14 protein-coding genes are annotated in these 18524 nt (G+C 68.2%); 4 read left to right on the top strand and 10 right to left on the bottom strand.

The genetic code is table 11. The features are described from left to right. Positions 1-9: 9 nt before the first annotated feature. The 3 genes from ACMZ6R_RS02785 to cpaB are packed head-to-tail and all read right to left on the bottom strand — an operon-like array spanning position 10 to position 2818. Positions 10-282 (bottom strand): hypothetical protein, encoded by a 273-nt coding sequence (locus ACMZ6R_RS02785; protein WP_416109338.1) that lies wholly within the window; start codon positions 280-282, stop codon positions 10-12. 48 nt (positions 283-330) lie between these two features. Continuing rightward, positions 331-1917: a type II and III secretion system protein family protein gene (locus ACMZ6R_RS02780; protein WP_416109337.1), complete on the bottom strand. Its 1587-nt coding sequence runs from the start codon at positions 1915-1917 to the stop codon at positions 331-333. Further along, complete coding sequence (gene cpaB, locus ACMZ6R_RS02775; RefSeq protein WP_416109336.1) at positions 1904-2818, bottom strand: Flp pilus assembly protein CpaB; 915 nt, start codon at positions 2816-2818, stop codon at positions 1904-1906. The genes ACMZ6R_RS02780 and cpaB overlap by 14 nt, the downstream gene beginning before the upstream one ends. Before the next feature lie 349 nt (positions 2819-3167). On the opposite strand from cpaB, the gene ACMZ6R_RS02770 reads away from it, so the two are divergent. Together ACMZ6R_RS02770 and ACMZ6R_RS02765 are read left to right on the top strand one after the other, a co-directional pair. Continuing rightward, positions 3168-6404 carry a UvrD-helicase domain-containing protein gene (locus ACMZ6R_RS02770; RefSeq protein ID WP_416109335.1) on the top strand — a complete coding sequence of 1079 codons (3237 nt, stop codon included), beginning with the start codon at positions 3168-3170 and terminating at the stop codon, positions 6402-6404. Next, a complete protein-coding gene (locus ACMZ6R_RS02765) occupies positions 6401-9409 on the top strand; it encodes a PD-(D/E)XK nuclease family protein (protein ID WP_416109333.1) in 3009 nt (1002 codons plus the stop codon). The genes ACMZ6R_RS02770 and ACMZ6R_RS02765 overlap by 4 nt, the downstream gene beginning before the upstream one ends. 37 nt (positions 9410-9446) lie before the next feature. Here the strand turns inward: ACMZ6R_RS02765 and ACMZ6R_RS02760 are convergent, their stop codons facing one another. The 7 genes from ACMZ6R_RS02760 to ybgF form a co-directional block, all read right to left on the bottom strand. Continuing rightward, positions 9447-9941, bottom strand: a complete 495-nt coding sequence (locus ACMZ6R_RS02760) for a hypothetical protein (RefSeq protein ID WP_416109331.1) — start codon at positions 9939-9941, stop codon at positions 9447-9449. An 84-nt stretch (positions 9942-10025) separates the two neighbouring features. Beyond that, positions 10026-11021, bottom strand: coding sequence for a tyrosine recombinase (locus tag ACMZ6R_RS02755; protein WP_416109329.1), 996 nt, complete (start codon positions 11019-11021; stop codon positions 10026-10028). Beyond that, positions 10996-11958 carry a diguanylate cyclase gene (locus tag ACMZ6R_RS02750; protein ID WP_416109328.1) on the bottom strand — a complete coding sequence of 321 codons (963 nt, stop codon included), beginning with the start codon at positions 11956-11958 and terminating at the stop codon, positions 10996-10998. Before ACMZ6R_RS02750 ends, ACMZ6R_RS02755 begins: the two co-directional genes overlap by 26 nt. Before the next feature lie 6 nt (positions 11959-11964). Beyond that, positions 11965-12804, bottom strand: coding sequence for an HDOD domain-containing protein (locus ACMZ6R_RS02745; protein WP_416109326.1), 840 nt, complete (start codon positions 12802-12804; stop codon positions 11965-11967). Next, positions 12801-13247, bottom strand: a complete 447-nt coding sequence (locus ACMZ6R_RS02740) for a hypothetical protein (RefSeq protein ID WP_416109325.1) — start codon at positions 13245-13247, stop codon at positions 12801-12803. The genes ACMZ6R_RS02745 and ACMZ6R_RS02740 overlap by 4 nt, the downstream gene beginning before the upstream one ends. 8 nt (positions 13248-13255) lie before the next feature. After that, complete coding sequence (dprA, locus tag ACMZ6R_RS02735) at positions 13256-14548, bottom strand: DNA-processing protein DprA (protein WP_416109323.1); 1293 nt, start codon at positions 14546-14548, stop codon at positions 13256-13258. Then, a complete protein-coding gene (gene ybgF / locus ACMZ6R_RS02730; protein ID WP_416109322.1) occupies positions 14545-15813 on the bottom strand; it encodes a tol-pal system protein YbgF in 1269 nt (422 codons plus the stop codon). The genes dprA and ybgF overlap by 4 nt, the downstream gene beginning before the upstream one ends. A gap of 222 nt (positions 15814-16035) precedes the next feature. Between ybgF and ACMZ6R_RS02725 the strand changes: the two genes are divergently transcribed. Both ACMZ6R_RS02725 and ACMZ6R_RS02720 read left to right on the top strand, forming a co-directional pair. Further along, complete coding sequence (locus tag ACMZ6R_RS02725) at positions 16036-16992, top strand: hypothetical protein (RefSeq protein WP_416109320.1); 957 nt, start codon at positions 16036-16038, stop codon at positions 16990-16992. A 75-nt stretch (positions 16993-17067) separates the two neighbouring features. Next, positions 17068-18453 (top strand): esterase-like activity of phytase family protein, encoded by a 1386-nt coding sequence (locus tag ACMZ6R_RS02720; RefSeq protein ID WP_416109318.1) that lies wholly within the window; start codon positions 17068-17070, stop codon positions 18451-18453. The last annotated feature ends 71 nt before the right edge of the window (positions 18454-18524 follow it).

Raw genomic sequence — 18524 nt, 5'->3', positions numbered from 1 at the left:
GGTACAGCCCTATTGCCCCTTGGTGATGTTGAGGATCGAATTGGGGGCGGTCTCTTTTTCCGACGGCTTGGCCTTCTGGTAGCGGTCGTAGGCCATGGCCGCCTTTTCCCCGTCCATGCCGACAACGGGCGTATCGTCGCCGGGCGCGGGGGGTATCTTCTGGTTGTCGAACACGGCATGGAACGACTTGCCGTAGTCCCAGTTCTGGGCTTTGTCCGCCTGGCAGCCGGTCAGGAGGCCGAAAAGGGCGAGAAACGCCAGCATTGCCGTCATGCGGTGCATGGAAGCCTCCTGCCGGATGGATCCGGATGCGGCGGGGGACCGCCGCTGTTACTGTATGTCCCTGGGCCGGGCCACGGCGGCCACGGGCACGGCGTGCCCGAAATCGCCGTCCAGGGTGCCCGGCGTGGCCAGCGGCCGGGCTTGCGCCGCGCCGGCGTCGGATTTGGCCTCCCGGCTGATGCCCAGAAAAAATTCCAGGTCGTCGGGCTCGTGGGCCGAATCCGTGGGCAGGGAAATAGCCTTTTTATCCAGCGGCTTGACCAGGTGGGCGGTGATGAGGATCACGAGCTCGCTCTGGTCCTTCTGGTACTGGGAGCTTTTGAAAAGCGCGCCGAGCACCGGAATGTCGCCGAGCACGGGATACTTGTCCATGGAATTGCGGGACTGTTCGTTGAGCATGCCGGCGATGGCGAAGGTCTGGCCGTTTTTAAGCTCGATGGTGGTCGAGGTCTGCCGGGTGCTGATGGCCGGGATGGTGGACCCGAGCAGGGTGATGGCGCGGGTGTAGTCGAGATTGGAGACCTCGGGGTTGACCTTGAGGTTGATGCGGTCGCCGGCCACGATGGTCGGCGTGAAATTGAGCTGCACGCCAAACTTTTTCCATTCGATGGTGGTGGTGCCGAGCCCCGAGGACACGGGCACGGGAATCTGGCCGCCGGCCAGGAAATCGGCGGTCTGGCCGTTCAGGCAGACCAGGTTCGGCTCGGCCAGGATCTTGACCAGCCCATTTTCCTTGAGCATGTCGACGACGGCGGTCATGGCCGTGTTGCCGGCGCCGCCCCAGTTGGTGTTCCAGCGGGCCACGGCCGTGCCCTGGTTCATGGTCATGGTGGCCTTGCTGGCAGCCTGGTTGAACTCCCGGTAGGCCAGTTGGATGGGGGACGAGTCGTAGCTTGTCGAGCCGTCCGCGCCTTTGGCCGTCATGGTGACGTACTGGTAGGCGTTTTGCGTGTTGTCCACGTTGAACATGCCCGAGGCCACGGACGTGAGGCTGCCGACGAGGGTATAGGCGAAGTTGCCGTCGCCGACGGCGCTCAGGTTGATGCCCATGCGGTTGACCAGGGACTTGGACATCTCGGCCACGCGCACCTCGAGCATGACCTGCTGCACGCCGCCGACGGAAAGCAGGTTGAGGACTTTTTTGGGCGCGTAGACCTCGGCCAGGGTCAGGGCCTTTTTCATGTTGCCGCTGTCGCGCACGGTGCCGGAAAGGGCGATGGAATCCTGGCTGGCCATGACCTCGATGCCGGTTTCCCCGGGCATCACGTCGTGAAGCATCTTTTTGAGCCGGGAGATGTCCGGGGCGACGTCCAGGTCGTAGACGGCGCGGACCTTGTCGCCCTTGTCCCAAAGGGTCAGGTTGGTGATCCCCGGAGCCCGGCCGGTAACGTAAATCTGCCGTGGGGAAAGCAGCACGAAATCGGCGATCTCGGGCTGGGCCACGGACACCCGCGACACGTCCGCGTCGCTTTGCAGGATGACGGACTTGCCGATGGTCAGCGACAGCTTGGGCGCGGTGCGCACGGCCACGGCCCCGATCCGGCCCGGTGCGGCGTAGGACAGCGTGGCCATGCCGCAAACAAGCAGCCAGATGAGCAACCGGGCGCCCGGTTTCGTGAACTTACGGCCGCGCATGGCTTTTCTCCTCAGGCTTCGCCTGGTTCATGCCGTCGAGGGTGATGCGCTCGCGCTCGGTGCCCCGGATGATTTCCACGCTGTAGCCGCCCTCCTCGGGCTCGCCTTCCGCGGGAGCGCCCTCCAGGGGCGAGGTCGGGGGGCCGGCCGGCGCGGCGGCAAAGGCTTCCAGGCTTCCGGCCACGTCCGCGCCCGGGGTCGTGACCACGTCGTTGTCGCCGGGCTTGCGCAGCGCCATGTGCATGCTGCCGAGATCGGCCGCCAGGGCCAGTCGTTCGGCCTCCTCGGGCGTGACCATGAGCGTGAAGGAATCCGTGTTGGCCAGCTCTTCCCGGCCGTCCTTGCCGATGCGGGGCTCGAGCTCGGTGCCGGTGGCCAGGACCGGGATATTTTCCAGGATGACCTTGGAAACCTTTTCCTCGTGCTTGCCCGGCCGGGTGTAGGTGACCACGACGTCCACCCGGCTGCCCGGGGTGATAAGCCCGCCCGAGCCCATGACCTTGGTGCCCTTGACGGTGAGCGCCCGCTTACCGGGCGAGACCGCCGCGTCCAGGCCGCCGCTTGTGGCGCCCTTGGCCAGCAGTTTGTCCGGGGTGATGGGGTCGTCCTTGGAGATATCCCGGGCCGCGGCCCGGCCCACGGCCTCGGCGACGCCGCGCAGCGCCCCGCCCGGGGCGGCTTCGGCCTCGTAGGGTTTGAGCCGCAGCATGGCCGCGTCCAGGCGCGCCCCCTTGGGGATGGCCACGGCCGCCACCAGCACGTCGACCTTTTTCGCCTCGACCCTGGTCCGCTGGACCTGCCCCGGGCCGCGCACCGACCCCAGCCAACGGATGGTCAGCACGCCGGCCACCAGGGCCAAAATCACGGCCAGGATCATGTGGGGGATCGCCTTGGACTTCATCCGTTCCTCCGTCCCGGGCCGCGCCTTGCCCCGCGCGTCGCCCGGCACCTGGAACACAGCGTTGTTTTACTTTGTTAAACGGTGGCACAGGCCACCCGCGCTTGTTTCTTCCGAAGCGCGCCGGGGCCCGGCCCGCTCCCGGCCTTTGCCCACAACGCCTTGCGCCGGATTTCCGGCGGGGCAACCCGGTTAAAAGCGGGCGGACCGGCCGGGCCGAGAGCCCTCGGCAATGCCGGTGCAGCAAGAAGCCTGCCATCCGCCCCCTGTTTCGCGGCGGGCCGAAACGATTGCCCCGAAGCGGCCATGAGGATAGCCTGCCAGCCATGCCTCGCGCCAAGGAGCCTCGCCCATGCTGATCCAGGTCAAGGCCTCAGCCGGTTCCGGCAAGACCCACGCCTTAACCGAGCGCTTCATCTCCCTTGCCCTGCGCACGGCCCGAAACCTGCCCCGCAGCTGCGCCGGCAGCCTCGAGGCCGGCTACGCCCTGCCCGAGATCCTGGCCGTGACCTTCACCAACAAGGCCGCGGCCGAGATGCGCGAGCGGGTCTTCACGCGCTTAAAAAAGATCGCTCTCGGCCTCGGCGGCGCGGACGCCGACTCCCGGGGCAAGGCCCGCGACGAACTGGAAGAGCTGCTCGTCCACGCCGAGCGCCTCAACATCCGCACCATCGACAGCCTGCTGTTCCTTCTGGCCCGCATCTTCGCCCTGGACCTCGGGTTGCGCCCGGATTTCGAGCCGGCCTTCAACGACGCGGAACTGCTGTCCGACGTCTACGACCGGCTGGCCGCCCGGTTGCCCGAGGACCCGGGACTGGGCCGGCTTTTCGGCGACGCGGCGGCGGCCCTGCTCCAGGGGACGTCCGGCTTTTTGCCCATGGCCCCCTTTCGGGAGCGGATCCTGGCCGTCACCCAGAAGCTTTTGACCGAGCCGCTGGCCCAGCCGGCCGAACCCGAGGCTCTGCGCCTGGGCCTCGAGCGGCGCATCGGCCGGCTGGCCAACGCGGCCGGCGCCATTTTCGCCGCCCTGGACGCGGCGGCGCTCAAGGCCAATTCCAATTTCCTGGCCTTTCTGCGCAAATGCCGCGAGGCCGCCCAGGCCGACGCCCCGCCCCAGTCCGCCTACGCCGGCAAGGCGACGCTTACCGACTGCATGCTCAAGGCCAGCCGCGACGCGGTCACGCCCGAGCTCGAACGCCTCTACGCCGAGCTGAGAGAGGCCCATGCCGCCTGCGATCGTGAGCTGCCGGCCCTGCGCGCGGCCATGGGCCTGGCGCCCTTCGTCGCCCTGGCCGGGGCCCTGGCCGAAGACTACCCCACCTACCTGACCCAGATGCGCAAGCTCCCCCACTCCCAGTGGTCGCGCCTGGTGGCCGGCCGGCTCGGCGGCGACATGGGCGTGCCCGATGCCTGGTGCCGGCTGGGGGCGGGGCTGGCCCACATCCTCATCGACGAATTCCAGGACACGGCCCGCGACCAGTGGGAGGTGCTGCGGCTTTTGGCCCTGGAATGCCTGGCGCGCGGCGGCAGCCTGTATCTCGTCGGCGACGTCAAGCAGGCCATCTACGGCTGGCGCGGCGGCGAGGCGGCCCTTTTCGACGAGGCCCCGGCCGATCCCGAGCTTTCCGGGGTGGTCGACGGCGTCACGCGACAGACGCTGCCCGTCAACTGGCGCAGCGCCCCGGTGGTGGTCGACGCCAACAACCGCTTTTTCGCCCCCCTGGCCGATCCGGATACGGCGGACCGCGTGGCCGCCGCCCTGCTCGGCCCAAGCCTCGCCTCCGCCGCGCCAAAGCTTGCGGCCGCGCTTGGCCGGGCCTTCACCGACGCCCGCCAGAGCCTGCCCGACGACTACCATGGCCCGGACGGACACGTGCGCATAACGGCCCTGCCCGGCGCCTCGGCCGGCGAATACGAGGACGAGGCCCGCAAGGCCCTCGTCCGACTGCTGACGGACGAGCTCATCCCCCGCCACGGCCCGGGCGGCGTGGCCGTGCTGACGCGGTCCAATCCCCAGGCCGGACGGGTGGCGGACTGGCTGATCCGGGCCGGCATCCCGGTGGTGACCGAAAACAGCCTGCTTCTGGCCGAGCATCCGCTCATCCGCCAGCTGGCCGCCATGCTGGCCTTTCTGGACTTTCCGCCGGACAGCCTGTCCTTTTTCGCCTTCGTTTCCGGACGCGAGCTTTTCGGCGACATCGCCGGCATCGGCCGCGACGAGCTGGCCGACTGGGTCACGGGCCTGCCCCACCGAGGCTCGCTGTCCCTGGCCTTTCGCGCCCGCTGGCCCGACGTCTGGGACCGGCTTATCCGGCCCTACCAGCGCCAGACCGGGCTGGCCGCGCCCTACGACCTGTTGCGCGAAATCGTGGCCGGCTACCGGCTGCTAAAGCGCCGCCCCGGCGACGAGGCCTTCATCCGCCGTTTCCTGGAAATCGCCCATCTGGCCGAGAGCAAGGGTTACGGCTCCATCGCCGCCTTTCTCGACTTCTGGCGCGAACTGGGATCGGATGAAAAGGTACCCCAGCCGGAAAATATCGACGCCGTGCGGGTCATGACCATCCACAAGGCCAAGGGCCTCCAGTTTCCGGCCGTGGTCGTGCCCTTTCACCATTTCACGGGCAAGGCCGGACAGGCGGATCTGGTGGTCGGCCACGTGGAGGAAGGCGAGGTGCTGGCCCCGGACATGCCCGGCCTCGGCCCGGACCATGCCCTGCGCCGGGCCCGCGAGCTGGCCGAACAGCTCCATCTTCTCTACGTGGCCTGGACCCGGCCCCAGGTGGAGCTGCACGCCTTCGTGCCCGGCTTCGGCAAGCTGCGCGACGAGGCGCGCTATCCCCTGCCCAAGGCGCTGACCATCCTTTTCGCCGCCTTCGGCCACGATCCGGCCGCCGGCGAGCCCATCCGCCTGGGGAGCCTGCCCGACACGCCGCCGGCCGCTTCCCGCGCCTGCCCGGCCCCCCGCCCCGGGACCCCGGCCGGCAGGGAAACAACCGAGGACGGACAAGCCGTCGCGGCCGCCCCGGAGGCCATCGCCGTGGACGCGCCCATGGCCTGGCTGCCGCGTCTCAAGGTCTACCGCAACGTGGCCCGCGACATCCGCGACAGCCTGCGCTTTTCCGAAAAACGGCGCGGCGAGCTGGCCCACCTGGCCGCCGAAACCTTCGCCCGCCTGGGCCATGACCCGGCCGATCCGCAGCCCGCCGCCAAGCGCGCCGCCGCCATGGCCCTCGGCGGGCAGCGCCTGGACGCGGGCCTTCGCGCCCGGCTGACCGGGGAATTCACGGACATGCTGGTATGGCTGGCCGGCGTGCCCGACTGCCGGGACGCCCTGGCCGAAGGCCTCCTGGAGCGCGAACTCCTGGACGATTCCGGTGCCCGCCATCGGCCGGATCTGCTCTTCGCCGGACCGGAGCACACCCTGGTGCTGGACTTCAAGACCGGCCATGAAGACCCCGAACACGCGACCCAGGTCTCCCGCTACCTGCGTTTGGCCCGCGCCCTGCCCGGCCGGGCGGGACTGCCGGCCCGGGGGCTGCTCGTCTATCTCGACAAGCGGGTCTGCCGGCCCGTGGAGGCCGCTTCGTGAAACCCGTCGGCGTCATTCCCTGGACCGAGGAATTCTTCGGGGCCGTGGCCGAGCGGCTCGTGGCCGCAACCGGCGGCGATTTCCGCGACACGCTGGTCATCTTCCCCCTGCGCCGGGCGACCAGGCACCTGTGCGACCGGCTGGCCGCCATGGCCGGGCTGCCAAAGCCACTGCTTTTGCCGGAAATCGTGGCCGTCGGCGACTGGGCGGCCGACGTCGGCGCGTCGTTTATGCCCGAGCCGCCGGTGACCCTCGACACCCTCGACCGGGTGGCGCTCCTCTACGACATCGTGCGCGAAATCGCCGCGGCAAACGCGAACGGGCCCCAACCCGGGGCGTTTCCCACGGACATGGCCCGCTTTTTTCCCTGGGGCCTGGAGCTGGCCGAACTGATGGAGGAGCTTTTCCGCCACAACGTGCCCGGCCGGGACCTGGAATACCTGGAGGGGCAGGTGGTGCCGCCCGCCGCCGCGCTGCTCGCCCGCCTCGGCACCATCTACGCCCGGTACAGGGAAAAGATGCTCGAGGCGGGCCTGGCCACGCCGGGGCTCCTTTTGGCCCTGGCCGGGGAAAACGCCAAGGAGGCGGCGACGCGCCTTGCCGGCAAGCGGATTTTCGCCTGCGGCTTCGCCGTGGCTTCCGGGGCGGAAAAAGCGCTTTTCACGGCGCTTTGGCGGCAGGGAAACCTGGAGATGCTCTGGCACGGCGACCCGGCCCTGGCCAATCCCGGCGGGCGCGTGCATTTCGCCTGCCTGGAGCAGAAGCGCTGGCTCGGGACCCTTAACGCCCGGGCCGGCTGCATCACCGGCGGCAAGGCCCGCCGCGCGCGTCGCAAGGACGATCCCGACCGCCCCACCCTGGTGCTCGGCGCGGGAACGGCCAACCTGTCCTCCAAGAAGCTGCGCTTTTTCGAGGGCCACGACCTCCATGCCCAGCTCAAGGCCCTGGAAGGCTGTCTGGCCGAGGGACAGGCGGCCGACGCCCTGGACAGCACGGCCATCGTGCTGCCGGACACCGGCCTGCTCTCCCCGGTGCTCCACATCCTGCCGCGAAAAGACGTCAATATTTCCATGGGCTATCCCCTGGCCCGCTCGTCACTGGCCAGGCTCCTGGAGACCATCCTCACCCTGCAGGAGACGCGGCTGGATACCGGGCGCTACCACTGGCGGGAGCTGGTGGCGCTGATCCGCCATCCCTACCTCAAGATGCTGCACGCGGGCGACGACGAGCCGCTTCGGGCCGTGTTCCACGCCCTGGAAGCGGCCTTGCGCCAGGGCGGCGCCTTCGTCGATCCGCTGGCCCTGGAATTCGGCGACGAGGAGGCCCCGCCGCCCAAGGGAGCCCTGGACCTGTGCCGGGAGGTTCTGGAGACGTGCCTGACCGCCTTCGAGGAGGTGGACACGCCCCGGACGCTCGGCAACGCCGTGGGCGGGCTGTGCGAACTGCTGCTCGACCCCGCGCGCAGCGGCGACGCCTGGGAACGGTTTCTCATCGACGCCGAGTGCCTTTTTCGCCTGGCCACGAACGTGGTCCCGGCCCTGACCGGCGGCCGGCTGGCCGACGCGGTCCTGCCCCGCGAAACACTTTTCGCCCTGCTGCGACGGCTCCTGGCCGACGAGCGGGCCCCGTTCGAGGCCGAACCGTTGACCGGCTTGCAGGTGCTCGGCGTGCTGGAAACCCGGCTCCTCTCCTTTCGCCGGGTGTTCGTCCTCGACGCGGTGGAGGACAAGCTGCCTGGGGCCGCGCCCTACGAGCCCCTGCTTCCCGATCCCCTGCGACGGCTTTTAAAACTCCCGGACAGCCGCGAGCGCGACCTTGTCGCCGCCTACAACATCTACCGGCTTTTTTTCGGGGCCGAGGAGATCACGGTCTTTTACCGCACCGGGTCCTCCGGGGCGGGACTTTTCGAGGACAAACCCGTGCGCAGCCGGTTCGTGGAGCAGCTTTTGTGGGAGGAGGAAAAGCGGCTCGGCCGGGTGCTTTTACCCGGTGAAGCGCCGGTGTCCCTGGTTTCGATCCCCCTGTGCCCCATCCCGGAAGGCGATGCGGCCATGCCCAAATCCCCGGCCGTGGCCGAACGCCTGCGCGCCTACCTGGCCGAAAAACGCCTGTCCGCCACCTTTCTGGACACGTACCTCACCTGCCCCTTGCGCTTTTTCTACCGCTACCTGACGCCGCTTGCCCCCTTGGCCGAGGTGGCCGAGGAAGGCGACCGGGCGGCCGTCGGGCAGGTGGTCCACGACACACTGAAGGAATTTTTCACACCCTATCTCGGCCGCGACATCGACGCGGCGGATATCGACGCCGCCGCGTTGGCCGATCTTTTCGAAACGCGTCTGCGCGCCCATGCCGCCTACGAGGCCCTGCCGCCGGACGGCCGGCTGCTTCTGCTGCGGGCCGGGCGCACGCGCCTTGCCGCCATGGCCGCCGGCCTGCCGCGCACCATGCCCGTGGCCCTCGAAACCGAACTGGCCGCCAGCATCGAGACGGCCGGGCGCAGCTTTCTGCTCGGCGGCCGGCTCGACCGGGTGGACCGCCGCGAGGACGGCATCGTGATTTTGGATTACAAAACCGGCGGCCTGCCGGGACTCGGGCAGTCCCTGTGGGACGACGAGGCGCTGTGGGGCCGGTTGTCCCGGTTCACCACCCCGGACGACGACCCGGAACTGCTCGAGACCGTGGCCAGACGCGTGGGCAGCCTGCAACTGCCGCTCTACTGCTGGCTGTACGCGGCAAGCCAGGGCGAGACCCCGGCCGACGCCGCCTTTGTGGAGCTCAAGGAAACGGGCCGGGAAAAGCCCCTTTTCGGCCCGCGCCGCGACCAGCCCGGCCGCGAGGAAGCCATCACCGGCCAGACGCCGGCGCTTTTGGCCTTCGTGCTGCGCCACCTGTCCATGGCCACGCGCTTTCCCCCGCGCCCGGACGCCCGGCGTTGCGCCTACTGCGACTTTCGCCCGGCCTGCGGGGCGCGCCCGGGCGGCGTCGCCGCCGCCTCGGACACGTAGGACGAGAAACGACCGCGCCCCTTCCCCCGACGATCGCCTACCGGCCCAGGGAGTCCTCGGGCTCGGTATTTTTCGGGCGCAGGGGCTCGTAATAGACGGCCGATTTGGTGGCCTTGGTCGCATTGTTGTACTTGAGCTTCATCTTCATCTTCTTTTCCGGAAAATCCCAGGACATCACCAGCCAATCGCCGTCGGTCTCCGTTTCGGGCGTGCCGGCCAGCTTTGTCGTCACCTGTCTGATGATGTCGATGTTGTCATGCTCGGTGCGCATGATGCGGTCGTACAGCCTGCCGTCGACCACGCCGTAGACGATCACCGGGGCCAGCCGCTCATGCACGCCCAGCCGGCAGGGACCGGTAAAATTGTAGTACGAGACGCCGTCTTTCTCCAAAAACTTCACGAAGTAGTCGTGGTCGTTCACCTCCGCCAGCGGCGTGCCGTAGGGCGGCTTGGCGCAGTCGAATTCCCCGGCCCAGGCGGTAGCGGCGAGCAGGCACGACAGACAGCACAAGAGCAACAGGCGACGCGGCATGAGGTGTCCTCCCAAGGGATTGTAAAGTGCCCGACCATAGAGAAACATCCGCCCCGCGGCAATATCCCGGTTAAAGACGGCGCTTCAGCTTTTTTTCGGGGCGGTATGCGTCGAGGACGCTTCGTCCGAGCGCGGGTGGGCCTTGTCGTAGACCTGCATGATGCGGGCAAGCTCGAGATGGGTGTAACGCTGGGTGGTGGAGAGGCGCGCGTGGCCGAGCAGTTCCTGGACGCTGCGCATGTCGGCCCCGGATTCGAGCAGATGGGTGGCGAAACTGTGGCGCAGCATGTGCGGGTGGGTGTGTTTGGCGATGCCGGCCTCCCTGGCCAGGGCGTCGACGATGCGCGCCGCCTGCCGACGGTTCAGCCGGCCGCCGCGCGAGCCCAGAAAAAATGCCTGCTCGCGCGGATCGGGCGCGAATTCCGCCCGGCGCAGGGAATATTCCCGCAGCCGCTCCCGGGACGCGTCGCTTAAGGGGGCCAGCCGTTCCTTGCCGCCCTTGCCGTAGACCCGGGCCACGCCCTGGGCGATACTCACGTCGTCGAGGTCGAGCCCCACGGCCTCGGCCACGCGAAGCCCGGAGCCGTAAAGGAGCTCGGCCAGGGCCAGATCGCGGCAGGCCTCGCGCGAGCCGTCGGCGGCCGGCGTGCCGGGGCTCGGCGTGACCAGGGCCACGGCCTCGTCCACATTGAGCGCCTTGGGCTGGCGCTTTTCCGTCTTGGGATTCTTGAGCCCGGCCAGGGGATCGATCGCCACCAGCTTCCTGCGCAGCATGTAGCGGAAAAAGCCGCGCAAGGCCGAGAGCTTGCGCCCCATGGACGTCTTGGCCTCGCGGCGGCGATGCAGCTCGGCCAGAAAACCCCGGCCATGCTCCCGGGTCACCTGCCGGGGCTGGCCCAGACTGAGGCCCCGGCCATGCAAAAAAATCTCGAACTGGTCCAGATCCACGCCGTAGGCGGCCAGCGTGGCCGGGGAATAGCCTTTCTCGGCCGCGAGGTAGTCGAGAAAACCGACCACGGTCTCCGGCCGGGCCATTGCGCCGGGCGCGCCCGGTTCAGCTTTGCCGCTTATCGAGGACATAGCAGCTCCGGGGATTTTCCTTGGCCTTTTTCTTGAGCGTCATGGCCATCTGCGAGGCTTCGCCATAGTGGGTGAGCCGACCGTCGCGGTTGAACACCACGGCGATGGAGATGGCCATGAGCGGAAAGGAACGGCGGTTGCCCTCGCGGTCCGTGGACAGGATGAAACCGCGCTCGCGGTCCTCGGCGTCGTAGAAATGGGGCACAATGTCGTCGAAGCTGACCACCACGGCCTTGCAGGCCTCCTCCACCCGGTCCGGCGGCAGGATGAAGACGAAGTCGTCGCCGCCGACATGGCCCACAAAGGCCTTCTGCCCGCCCACGGTCCGCACGGTGTTGACGATGATGCGCGCCGTCATCATGAGGATCTCGTCGCCCCGGGAAAAGCCGTACTTGTCGTTAAACGACTTGAAGTAGTCGAGATCGGCGTAGGCCAGGGCGAAATCCTCCTTGCGCTCGATAAGTTCCTGGATGCGGCCGATGATCGAGGTGTTGCCGGGCAGCTTGGTCAGGGGATTGGCGTCCAGGGAGCGCGAGGCCCGGGCCAGGGTCAACGACACCCGGGCCCGCAGCATGACCGCGTCAAGCGGCCGGGTGAGCAGCTCGTCGACCTCCGTGGCGCACCAGTCGATGTCCCGGACGGCCAGGGCCGCCTCGTCCATGACCAGGGCCACCGGCATTTGCCGGTAGACGTTCTCGCTTTTGACCATGGCCACGAGATCGAGCCCCGGGATGTCGGCGAGCTTCTGGTCCACCACGAGCAGGTCCGGTGGATCGTTGAACAGGTGCTCGATGGCCCCCCGGCCGCACGGCCGGTCGAGCAGTTCGACCTCGGCCGGGGTAAACGCCTGGCCGAAAAGGGCCATCAAATCCTGATCGGGGCTTAAGACCATGATCTTCTGGGGCCTTGGGAAAAGGCAAAGAGGGGTGTCTGGCATGGCGGATCAGGTGAACGACAGGTCGGCGATCTCCACGAACTGCTCGCACAGATGATCCAGGAGCTTCTCGACGTGGGCGGGTTTGAGCTTCAAAATCTTGAGCGCCTCGGGTTGCAGGTAGGTGGCTCCCACATCGCCGGAAAATCCGTATTCGAAAACCCGGACCATGAAATCGCCCAGATGCACGACGCTGGCCATTTCGGGGTACAGGCTCGCCAGATGGGGCTTGTGGTGGTAGGTAAGCCCTTCCTTGATGTTGGCCGGCAGCTTCCAATGGCCAGCCAGCCAGGCGTTGATGCGGTCATGGCCGAAGCCCATCACCTCGCGCTCGGCCTCGAGGTAGTAGCAGTCGCGCTCGGTCACCACCCGCTCGATCTCGGGCTTGAGGTCCGGCAGCTGGACCGTGGCCACCACCTTGCCGAGGTCGTGCAGCAGCCCGGCCACGGAATACTCCTCCGCATCCTTGAAGCCGAGCATCCGCGCCGTGGTCCCGCAGGCCATGGCGCACCCCAGGCTGTGCTCCCAGAGCCCGACCATGTTTTCGGTCATGACCTCGAAGACCGAGGTGGACACGATGATCGAACGCAGGACGTTGAAGCCCAAAAGCACCAGGGCGTGGCCGATGGAGCTGATGCGGCCGGGAAAACCGTAGACCGGCGAATTGACCATCTTGAGGACCTTGGCCGAAAGCACCTGGTCCATGCTGATGAGCTTGGCCACCTGTTCGGTGGTGGAGTCCGGACGCTCGACGAGTTTGCTCACCTCTTCGAGCACCTTGGGCAGGGTGGGCAGGTCGCGCACGGCCAGGATGCGGTCCTTGCGCTCGGTGCGCAGGTCCTCGCTCATTTCGCGGCCCCCTTGCCCTTGGCGGCCGGGGCGGACGCCTCAGCCGGCGACCGGCCGGATGCGGGCGCTGCCGTAGCGGTTTCCTTGGCCGCCTTGGCCGCCGCGGCCGCCGCAACCAGGGCCGCGCTGGAGGCCGCCTTCATGTGGAAATAGTTGTCCAGAAGCCGCCGGATCTGCCCCATCCACTTGTCGTCGGGATATTTGCGGAACAAAAAGGGGATGCGCTCGATACGCTTGTCGAACGACGACGCGCCGCCCGGTCCGTCGAGGCTGATGGGTTCGCCCTCGACCACCAGCTGCTCCACGCCCATGGAGTCGAAACGGGAAAGCAGGCTTTCGGAAATTTCGGAGCCGGCGGCAGCCACGGCGATGCCGTCGGCCCTGGCCACGGGCTTGGCCAGAATCATACCCGGCCGCGCCAGGTTGAGCGGGATTTTCTGCATGGATCGCGTTACCCTTCCACTTCCCGTGTGTAGTACATGCCCGGCCATTTCCGCACAAGGCCCTTCATCTCGAGCAGCACCAGGGCCTGGCTCAGCGGGCCGGAAGCGGTCTCGAGGGTCCGGGCCAGGGCGTCGATGTGGCGCTTACTGCCGTCGGCCAAAAGCTTCACGATCCCGGCCTCGAGCGGCGGAAGGTCCGGCGGCGCAGCGGCGGGGGCAACGAGAGGTTCGGGCGGCGTGGGCGGAGCGGGCTTGGATTTCGGGGCGGCGGGAGGCGCTACCGGCGGCGCGGACGGGCGTTTCGAAGCGGCGGGCGGCGCGGGACGCGGCGGCGCTGGGCGCGGCGGCGCTGGGCGCGGCATGTCCACGAAGGCGGCCAGTTCCCGGGCCAGGGCGGTCACGATGTCCTCGGCCGTCTGCACGAGTCTGGCTCCCTGGCCGATCAGCGCGTGGCAGCCGGCATAGGTGGGCAGGTTGACCGGCCCAGGCAGGGCGAACACCTCGCGTCCCTGGTCCAGGGCCAGCCGGGCGGTGATGAGGCTGCCCGAGCGCGCCGCCGCCTCCACCACCATGACCCCGAGGGACAGCCCGGCGATGATGCGGTTGCGGATGGGAAAATTCTGGGCCTGGGGCGGCGTGCCCGGGGGAAATTCGCTGATGATGGCGCCATCGGCCGCAAGCGCGCGCCAGACGTCGAGATTGGCGTCGGGATAGACCAGGTCGAGCCCGGTGCCGCACACGGCAATGGAGCGTCCGGGACCCGTCAGCCCGCCGAGGTGGGCCTGCCGGTCGATGCCGTAGGCCAGCCCGGACACCACGGTGATGCCGCTGGCGGCAAGCCCGGCGGCGATTTCATGGGCGGCGGCGAAGCCGTAGCGCGAACACTGCCTGGCCCCGACCATGGCCACGCAGGGGCCGGAGAGAAGCCGCGCCTCGCCGACGACGTAGAGGACCACGGGCGGATCGGGCAAATCGCGCAGCCGGGCCGGGTAGGCCGGATGGAAATAAGGCAGGGGCAAAAGGCCCTTGGCGGCGGCGGCCTCGATCTCCCGCTCGGCGGCGGCGGCGGAGACGCCCCGGGCGAGCCCGGCCGCGACCGCGTCGTCGCAAAGCCCCTGGGGGCCGAAGCTGCGCACGTCGACCAGTGCGGCGGCGGCGGAATCGTAGCGGTCGAAAATGCGTTTCCAGGTCCGGGGGCCGATGCCGGGGGCATGGCGCAGGCGCAGGCAGGCCCCGAGTTCGGTCAAAAACGCGTCATCGCCCGTCCAGGCGGTATCGGGCGCGACCGGCTCGTTGGTCATTTGGGCAGGGATTGGAGTTTCTGGCGAACAAGACCGGCCAGTTCCGCTTTGGGGTAATCCTTGAGATACCGCTCGTAGGAAGCCCTGGCGGCGGCCGTATCCCCCGCCTTCTCCTGGGCCATGGCCATCTTGTACAAGGCATCGGCGGCCTTGCCGTGCCCGGGCCAGCCCTTGGCCACTTTCTCGAAGTCGCCGATGGCGGTCTTGTAGTCCCCGGCGGCGAAAGCCCCCTCCCCCACCCAGTAGAGGGCATTGGGGGCCAGCGGGCTGTTGGGATTGGCGTCCAGAAATTGTTCGAAGGCGGTCTTGGCCGCCTTGGCGTTGCCGTTTATGGCCAGTTGCAAGGCCCTGTTGTAGGCCTCCTTTTCGGCCGGGGAAGCGGTTTCGGCATACCCGCCCGGGCCTGACCCGCCGCCGGTCGGTGCCGGCTTGGGAGACGGCTCGGGGGGAGTCGCGGCAGGTGTGGCCGCAGGCGCGGGCGCGGGCGAAGCCGGCGGCGCGGCAGGCTCCGTGGGAGCGGGCGCTGCCGTGGCGGTGGCCGGCGGAGCGGCAGGCGCGGCGGCCGATCCGGCGACAGGCGGCGTCTGGGGCGGTCGCGCGGTCGTCGCGGCCGGCTTTTTCTCCGCTGCCGTTACTGGCAACGGCGGGGTGGCGGGAGGCGTGGCCGCCGTGGCAACCTTATCGGCGGCAATGGCGGCTTCGGGCGTGGTCGGCGCTTCGGCCGGTCCCACCCGGCCATAGCCGTGACGCCCCTTGGGCGTGTTCACACGGGACGAAGGCTGGGACCTGGCCGGCGGCACACTGCCGAGAGGCGGCATGGGGATGCCCTCCCCGGCCAGGGGCTGGGCATGCTCCGGCTTCGCCGGCTGTCCCGGGGACGGCGGCGCGGAAACTTCCGGCGTCTGCCCGGGCTGGGGAGAGGCGGGCGCGGCGCCGGGCGCAGCCCCGGGATTGACGAACCCGATGCCCAGGGCGCTGCCCTGGGGCACGGCCACCTCCGGGGTCTTCACGCCCTTAGCGTGGAGCGCGGCCTGGATTTCGCCGACCCGCTTGGCCAGGAGGGCCAATTGGCCGTCGCTGTGGGTCTGGCGCTTTTCCAAATCCTTGAGCGTCGCCTCGGCTTTCTCCAGGGACGACTCCACCGCCTTGAGACGGAAATCATCGCTCCCCTTGCCCACGCGCAACGTATTGCCCGGCCCGCATGCAGCAAGCAGGCAGGAGAAACAGATGGCCGTGGCCGCCGTAACAAGACGTTTTCCGCTCATGTCGCAATGCAGGGATAAAGAGTTGGCAACCCATTCAAGTTCCGCCAGAAACTACGTCAGGGGAGCGCGTTGCGCAAGCCGATTTTGCGACGCGGTCTTCACTGTGCGGCTGTTTGTTGCATCCGACAGGAATTTAGGGCAAAAGCCGTCGGCAAGGCGTGGCGCTTCACGCCGTCATGCCTGATCCGCGCCAACCCCGACTTGCAAAGGAGAACACTCCTCATGACCGAGGCCATCCCCATCGCAATCTTCTGGGCGGTCATGTTCCTTTTGGCCTTGCATCTGGGACTGGCCCTGGCCGCCGCCTCGGTGCCGGCCATCACCTCCCTGACGGGCCTGCACAAAACCAAGCGGCTGAAAATATTCATCGATAAATTCGGCCAACAGGCTTCCACCTTTGCCCTGCTCGGCGGATTGTGGGTCTTCGTGATCGTTTGCGCGGCCCTGGCGGCGCTGTGGTTCCTCTTGCCCGAAAAGGCCCCCTACGTCTGCGGCATCCCCCTGCCCCTGGCCGCCGTGGCCGGCCCCATCCTCCTCGGCGCGGCCGTCTTTCTCGCCTACCGGGGCCTTTGGCAGCGCCTCAAAACAAATAAATCCCTGCACGCGGTCATCGGGCTCTCGGCCACGGTGCTGCTCTGGGTCGCCTTTTACACCGGCCTGGCCAGCCTGCGCCCCTTAAGCCTCGCCCTTCCCGCCCCGACCGGCCCCGAATTCCTGCTGCCGCCGGCCGGTTCCCTGTTCTGGCGGCTGCTCGTGCTCGGCATCGCCCAGTCCGTGGCCCTGGCCGGCATCTTCACCGGAGCCTGGCTGGTCTGGCGGCGCGACAAGGACGATTTCGGCCGCGACTACTACAACTTCACCCTGCGCCTGACGGCCCGGATCGGCTTTTTGGGCCAGATCGCCACCTTGGCCGCCATGGCCTGGCTGGTGCTCGGCTTCCTGCCCCTGGTCGGCGAGATTTCCAACCGCCTGAGCATCGCCGTGGCCCTCTACGGCACCGGCACGCTGCTCACGCTCCTGTGCCTCGGCGTGGTCATGCCCCAGGAAAACGCCCTGCGCCACAAACTCATGCTGGCCGTGGCCTTCCTGACCACACTGGCGGCCCTCACCGGCCTTTTCGCCGGGCTGACGAGCATCTTTTTCCCGGCCGTTTTCCCGACCACGGTGCCGCTTCCGTGAACTTCGTGTGACGCCTCCGTTCGCCCAAGCGTCACATTTTTTGGCTACTCCTTGCAAAAAAGTAAGGAGTTTCCCATGCCCGCACGTCCCCTCGCCATCGCCCTGGCCGCGATCCTGACCGCCACCAGCGCCCTGGCCGCCCAGGCCCCGACCGTGCAGAAATACACGGTCGAGGCTCCCAAATCGACCAACATCCCGGCCCCCGCCACCCTGGCCAAGGCCTTCCCGGACGGATTTCCCCTGGGGCTTGGCTCCGGCGTGGTCTTCGCCGGCAAGGACGCCGACGGCTCCATCGTGCTCTACGCCGTGGGCGATCGCGGCCCCAACGCCGACGCGCCCGACTACGTTCCCGCCCCCGGGGCCAAGCCCGAACCGGCAAAAATTTTCCCCGCCCCCGACTACACCCCGTCCCTGGCCAAACTGCGCGTCAAGGACGGCAAGGTGGAAGTCCTCGCCATCAAGCCGCTTTTAACCGCCGCCGGCAAGCCCATCTCCGGCCGGCCCCTGCCCAAGGGCAGCGTGGGCAGCACCGGCGAAACGCCCCTGGCCGCCGACCTGTCCGTGCCGCCCACGGACGGCAACGGCCTGGATACCGAAGGTATCGCCGTGGCCCCGGGCGGCAGCCTGTGGCTGTGCGACGAATACGGCCCGTTTCTGGTCAACGTCGACGCCGCCACCGGGAAAATCCTCAAGAAATACGGCCCGGGCCAGGGACTGCCCGAAATCGTGGCCAAGCGGCAGCCCAACCGGGGCTTCGAAGGCGTGGCCGTGACCTCGGATGGCAAGGTCTTCGCCGCCGTGCAGTCGATCCTCGACGTCGACGGCAAGGTCAAAGCCTCCAAAGCCCCCTTCATCCGCATCGTGGAACTCGACCCGGCAAGCGGCAAGACCCGTATGTTCGGCTATCCCCTGGACACCGAAGCCTACAAAAAAAACGCCGACGCCAAACTCGGCGACCTGACCGCCATCTCGCCGACCAAACTCCTCACCGTGGAACAAGGCAAAGGCGCGGATAAAAAGATGCGCAACATCGTCTACGCCATCGACCTGTCCCAGGCCACGGACCTGACCGGCAAAACCGCCCCCGACGGCAAGCCCCTCGAAACCGTCTCCGACCCGGCCGCGCTGGAAAAACTCGGCGTCAAACTGGCCAAAAAAACCAAGGTGGCCGACCTGCGCGCCCTGGGCTGGACCGCCGAAAAAGCCGAAGGCCTCTCCATCGCCCCGGACCACAAGACCCTTATTCTTACCTCCGACAACGACTTCGGCATGACCATCAAGCCGAATAACCCCGTCGCCGACAAGGACGGCAAGCCCGTTACCAAGCCCGGCGACTACCAGCTCGCCCCCGGCGGCCAGCTGTCCCGCGACGGCAAACCCGTCCCCACCACCTTCACCATCACCCCCACCACCGACAAGACCGAACTCTGGGTCCTCACCCTGCCCGAAGCCGTGCGGTAGGCAGGCGGCACGCGAGCAAGCAAGCGGGGGCTCCGCCCCCGCGCCCCCGCCGGGAGGCCACGGGCCCCCCG

This window comes from Solidesulfovibrio sp. C21 (assembly GCF_047785625.1).
In the GTDB taxonomy this organism is placed as follows: Bacteria; Desulfobacterota; Desulfovibrionia; order Desulfovibrionales; family Desulfovibrionaceae; genus Solidesulfovibrio.
This window is presented reverse-complemented; position numbering and strand designations above follow the sequence as displayed.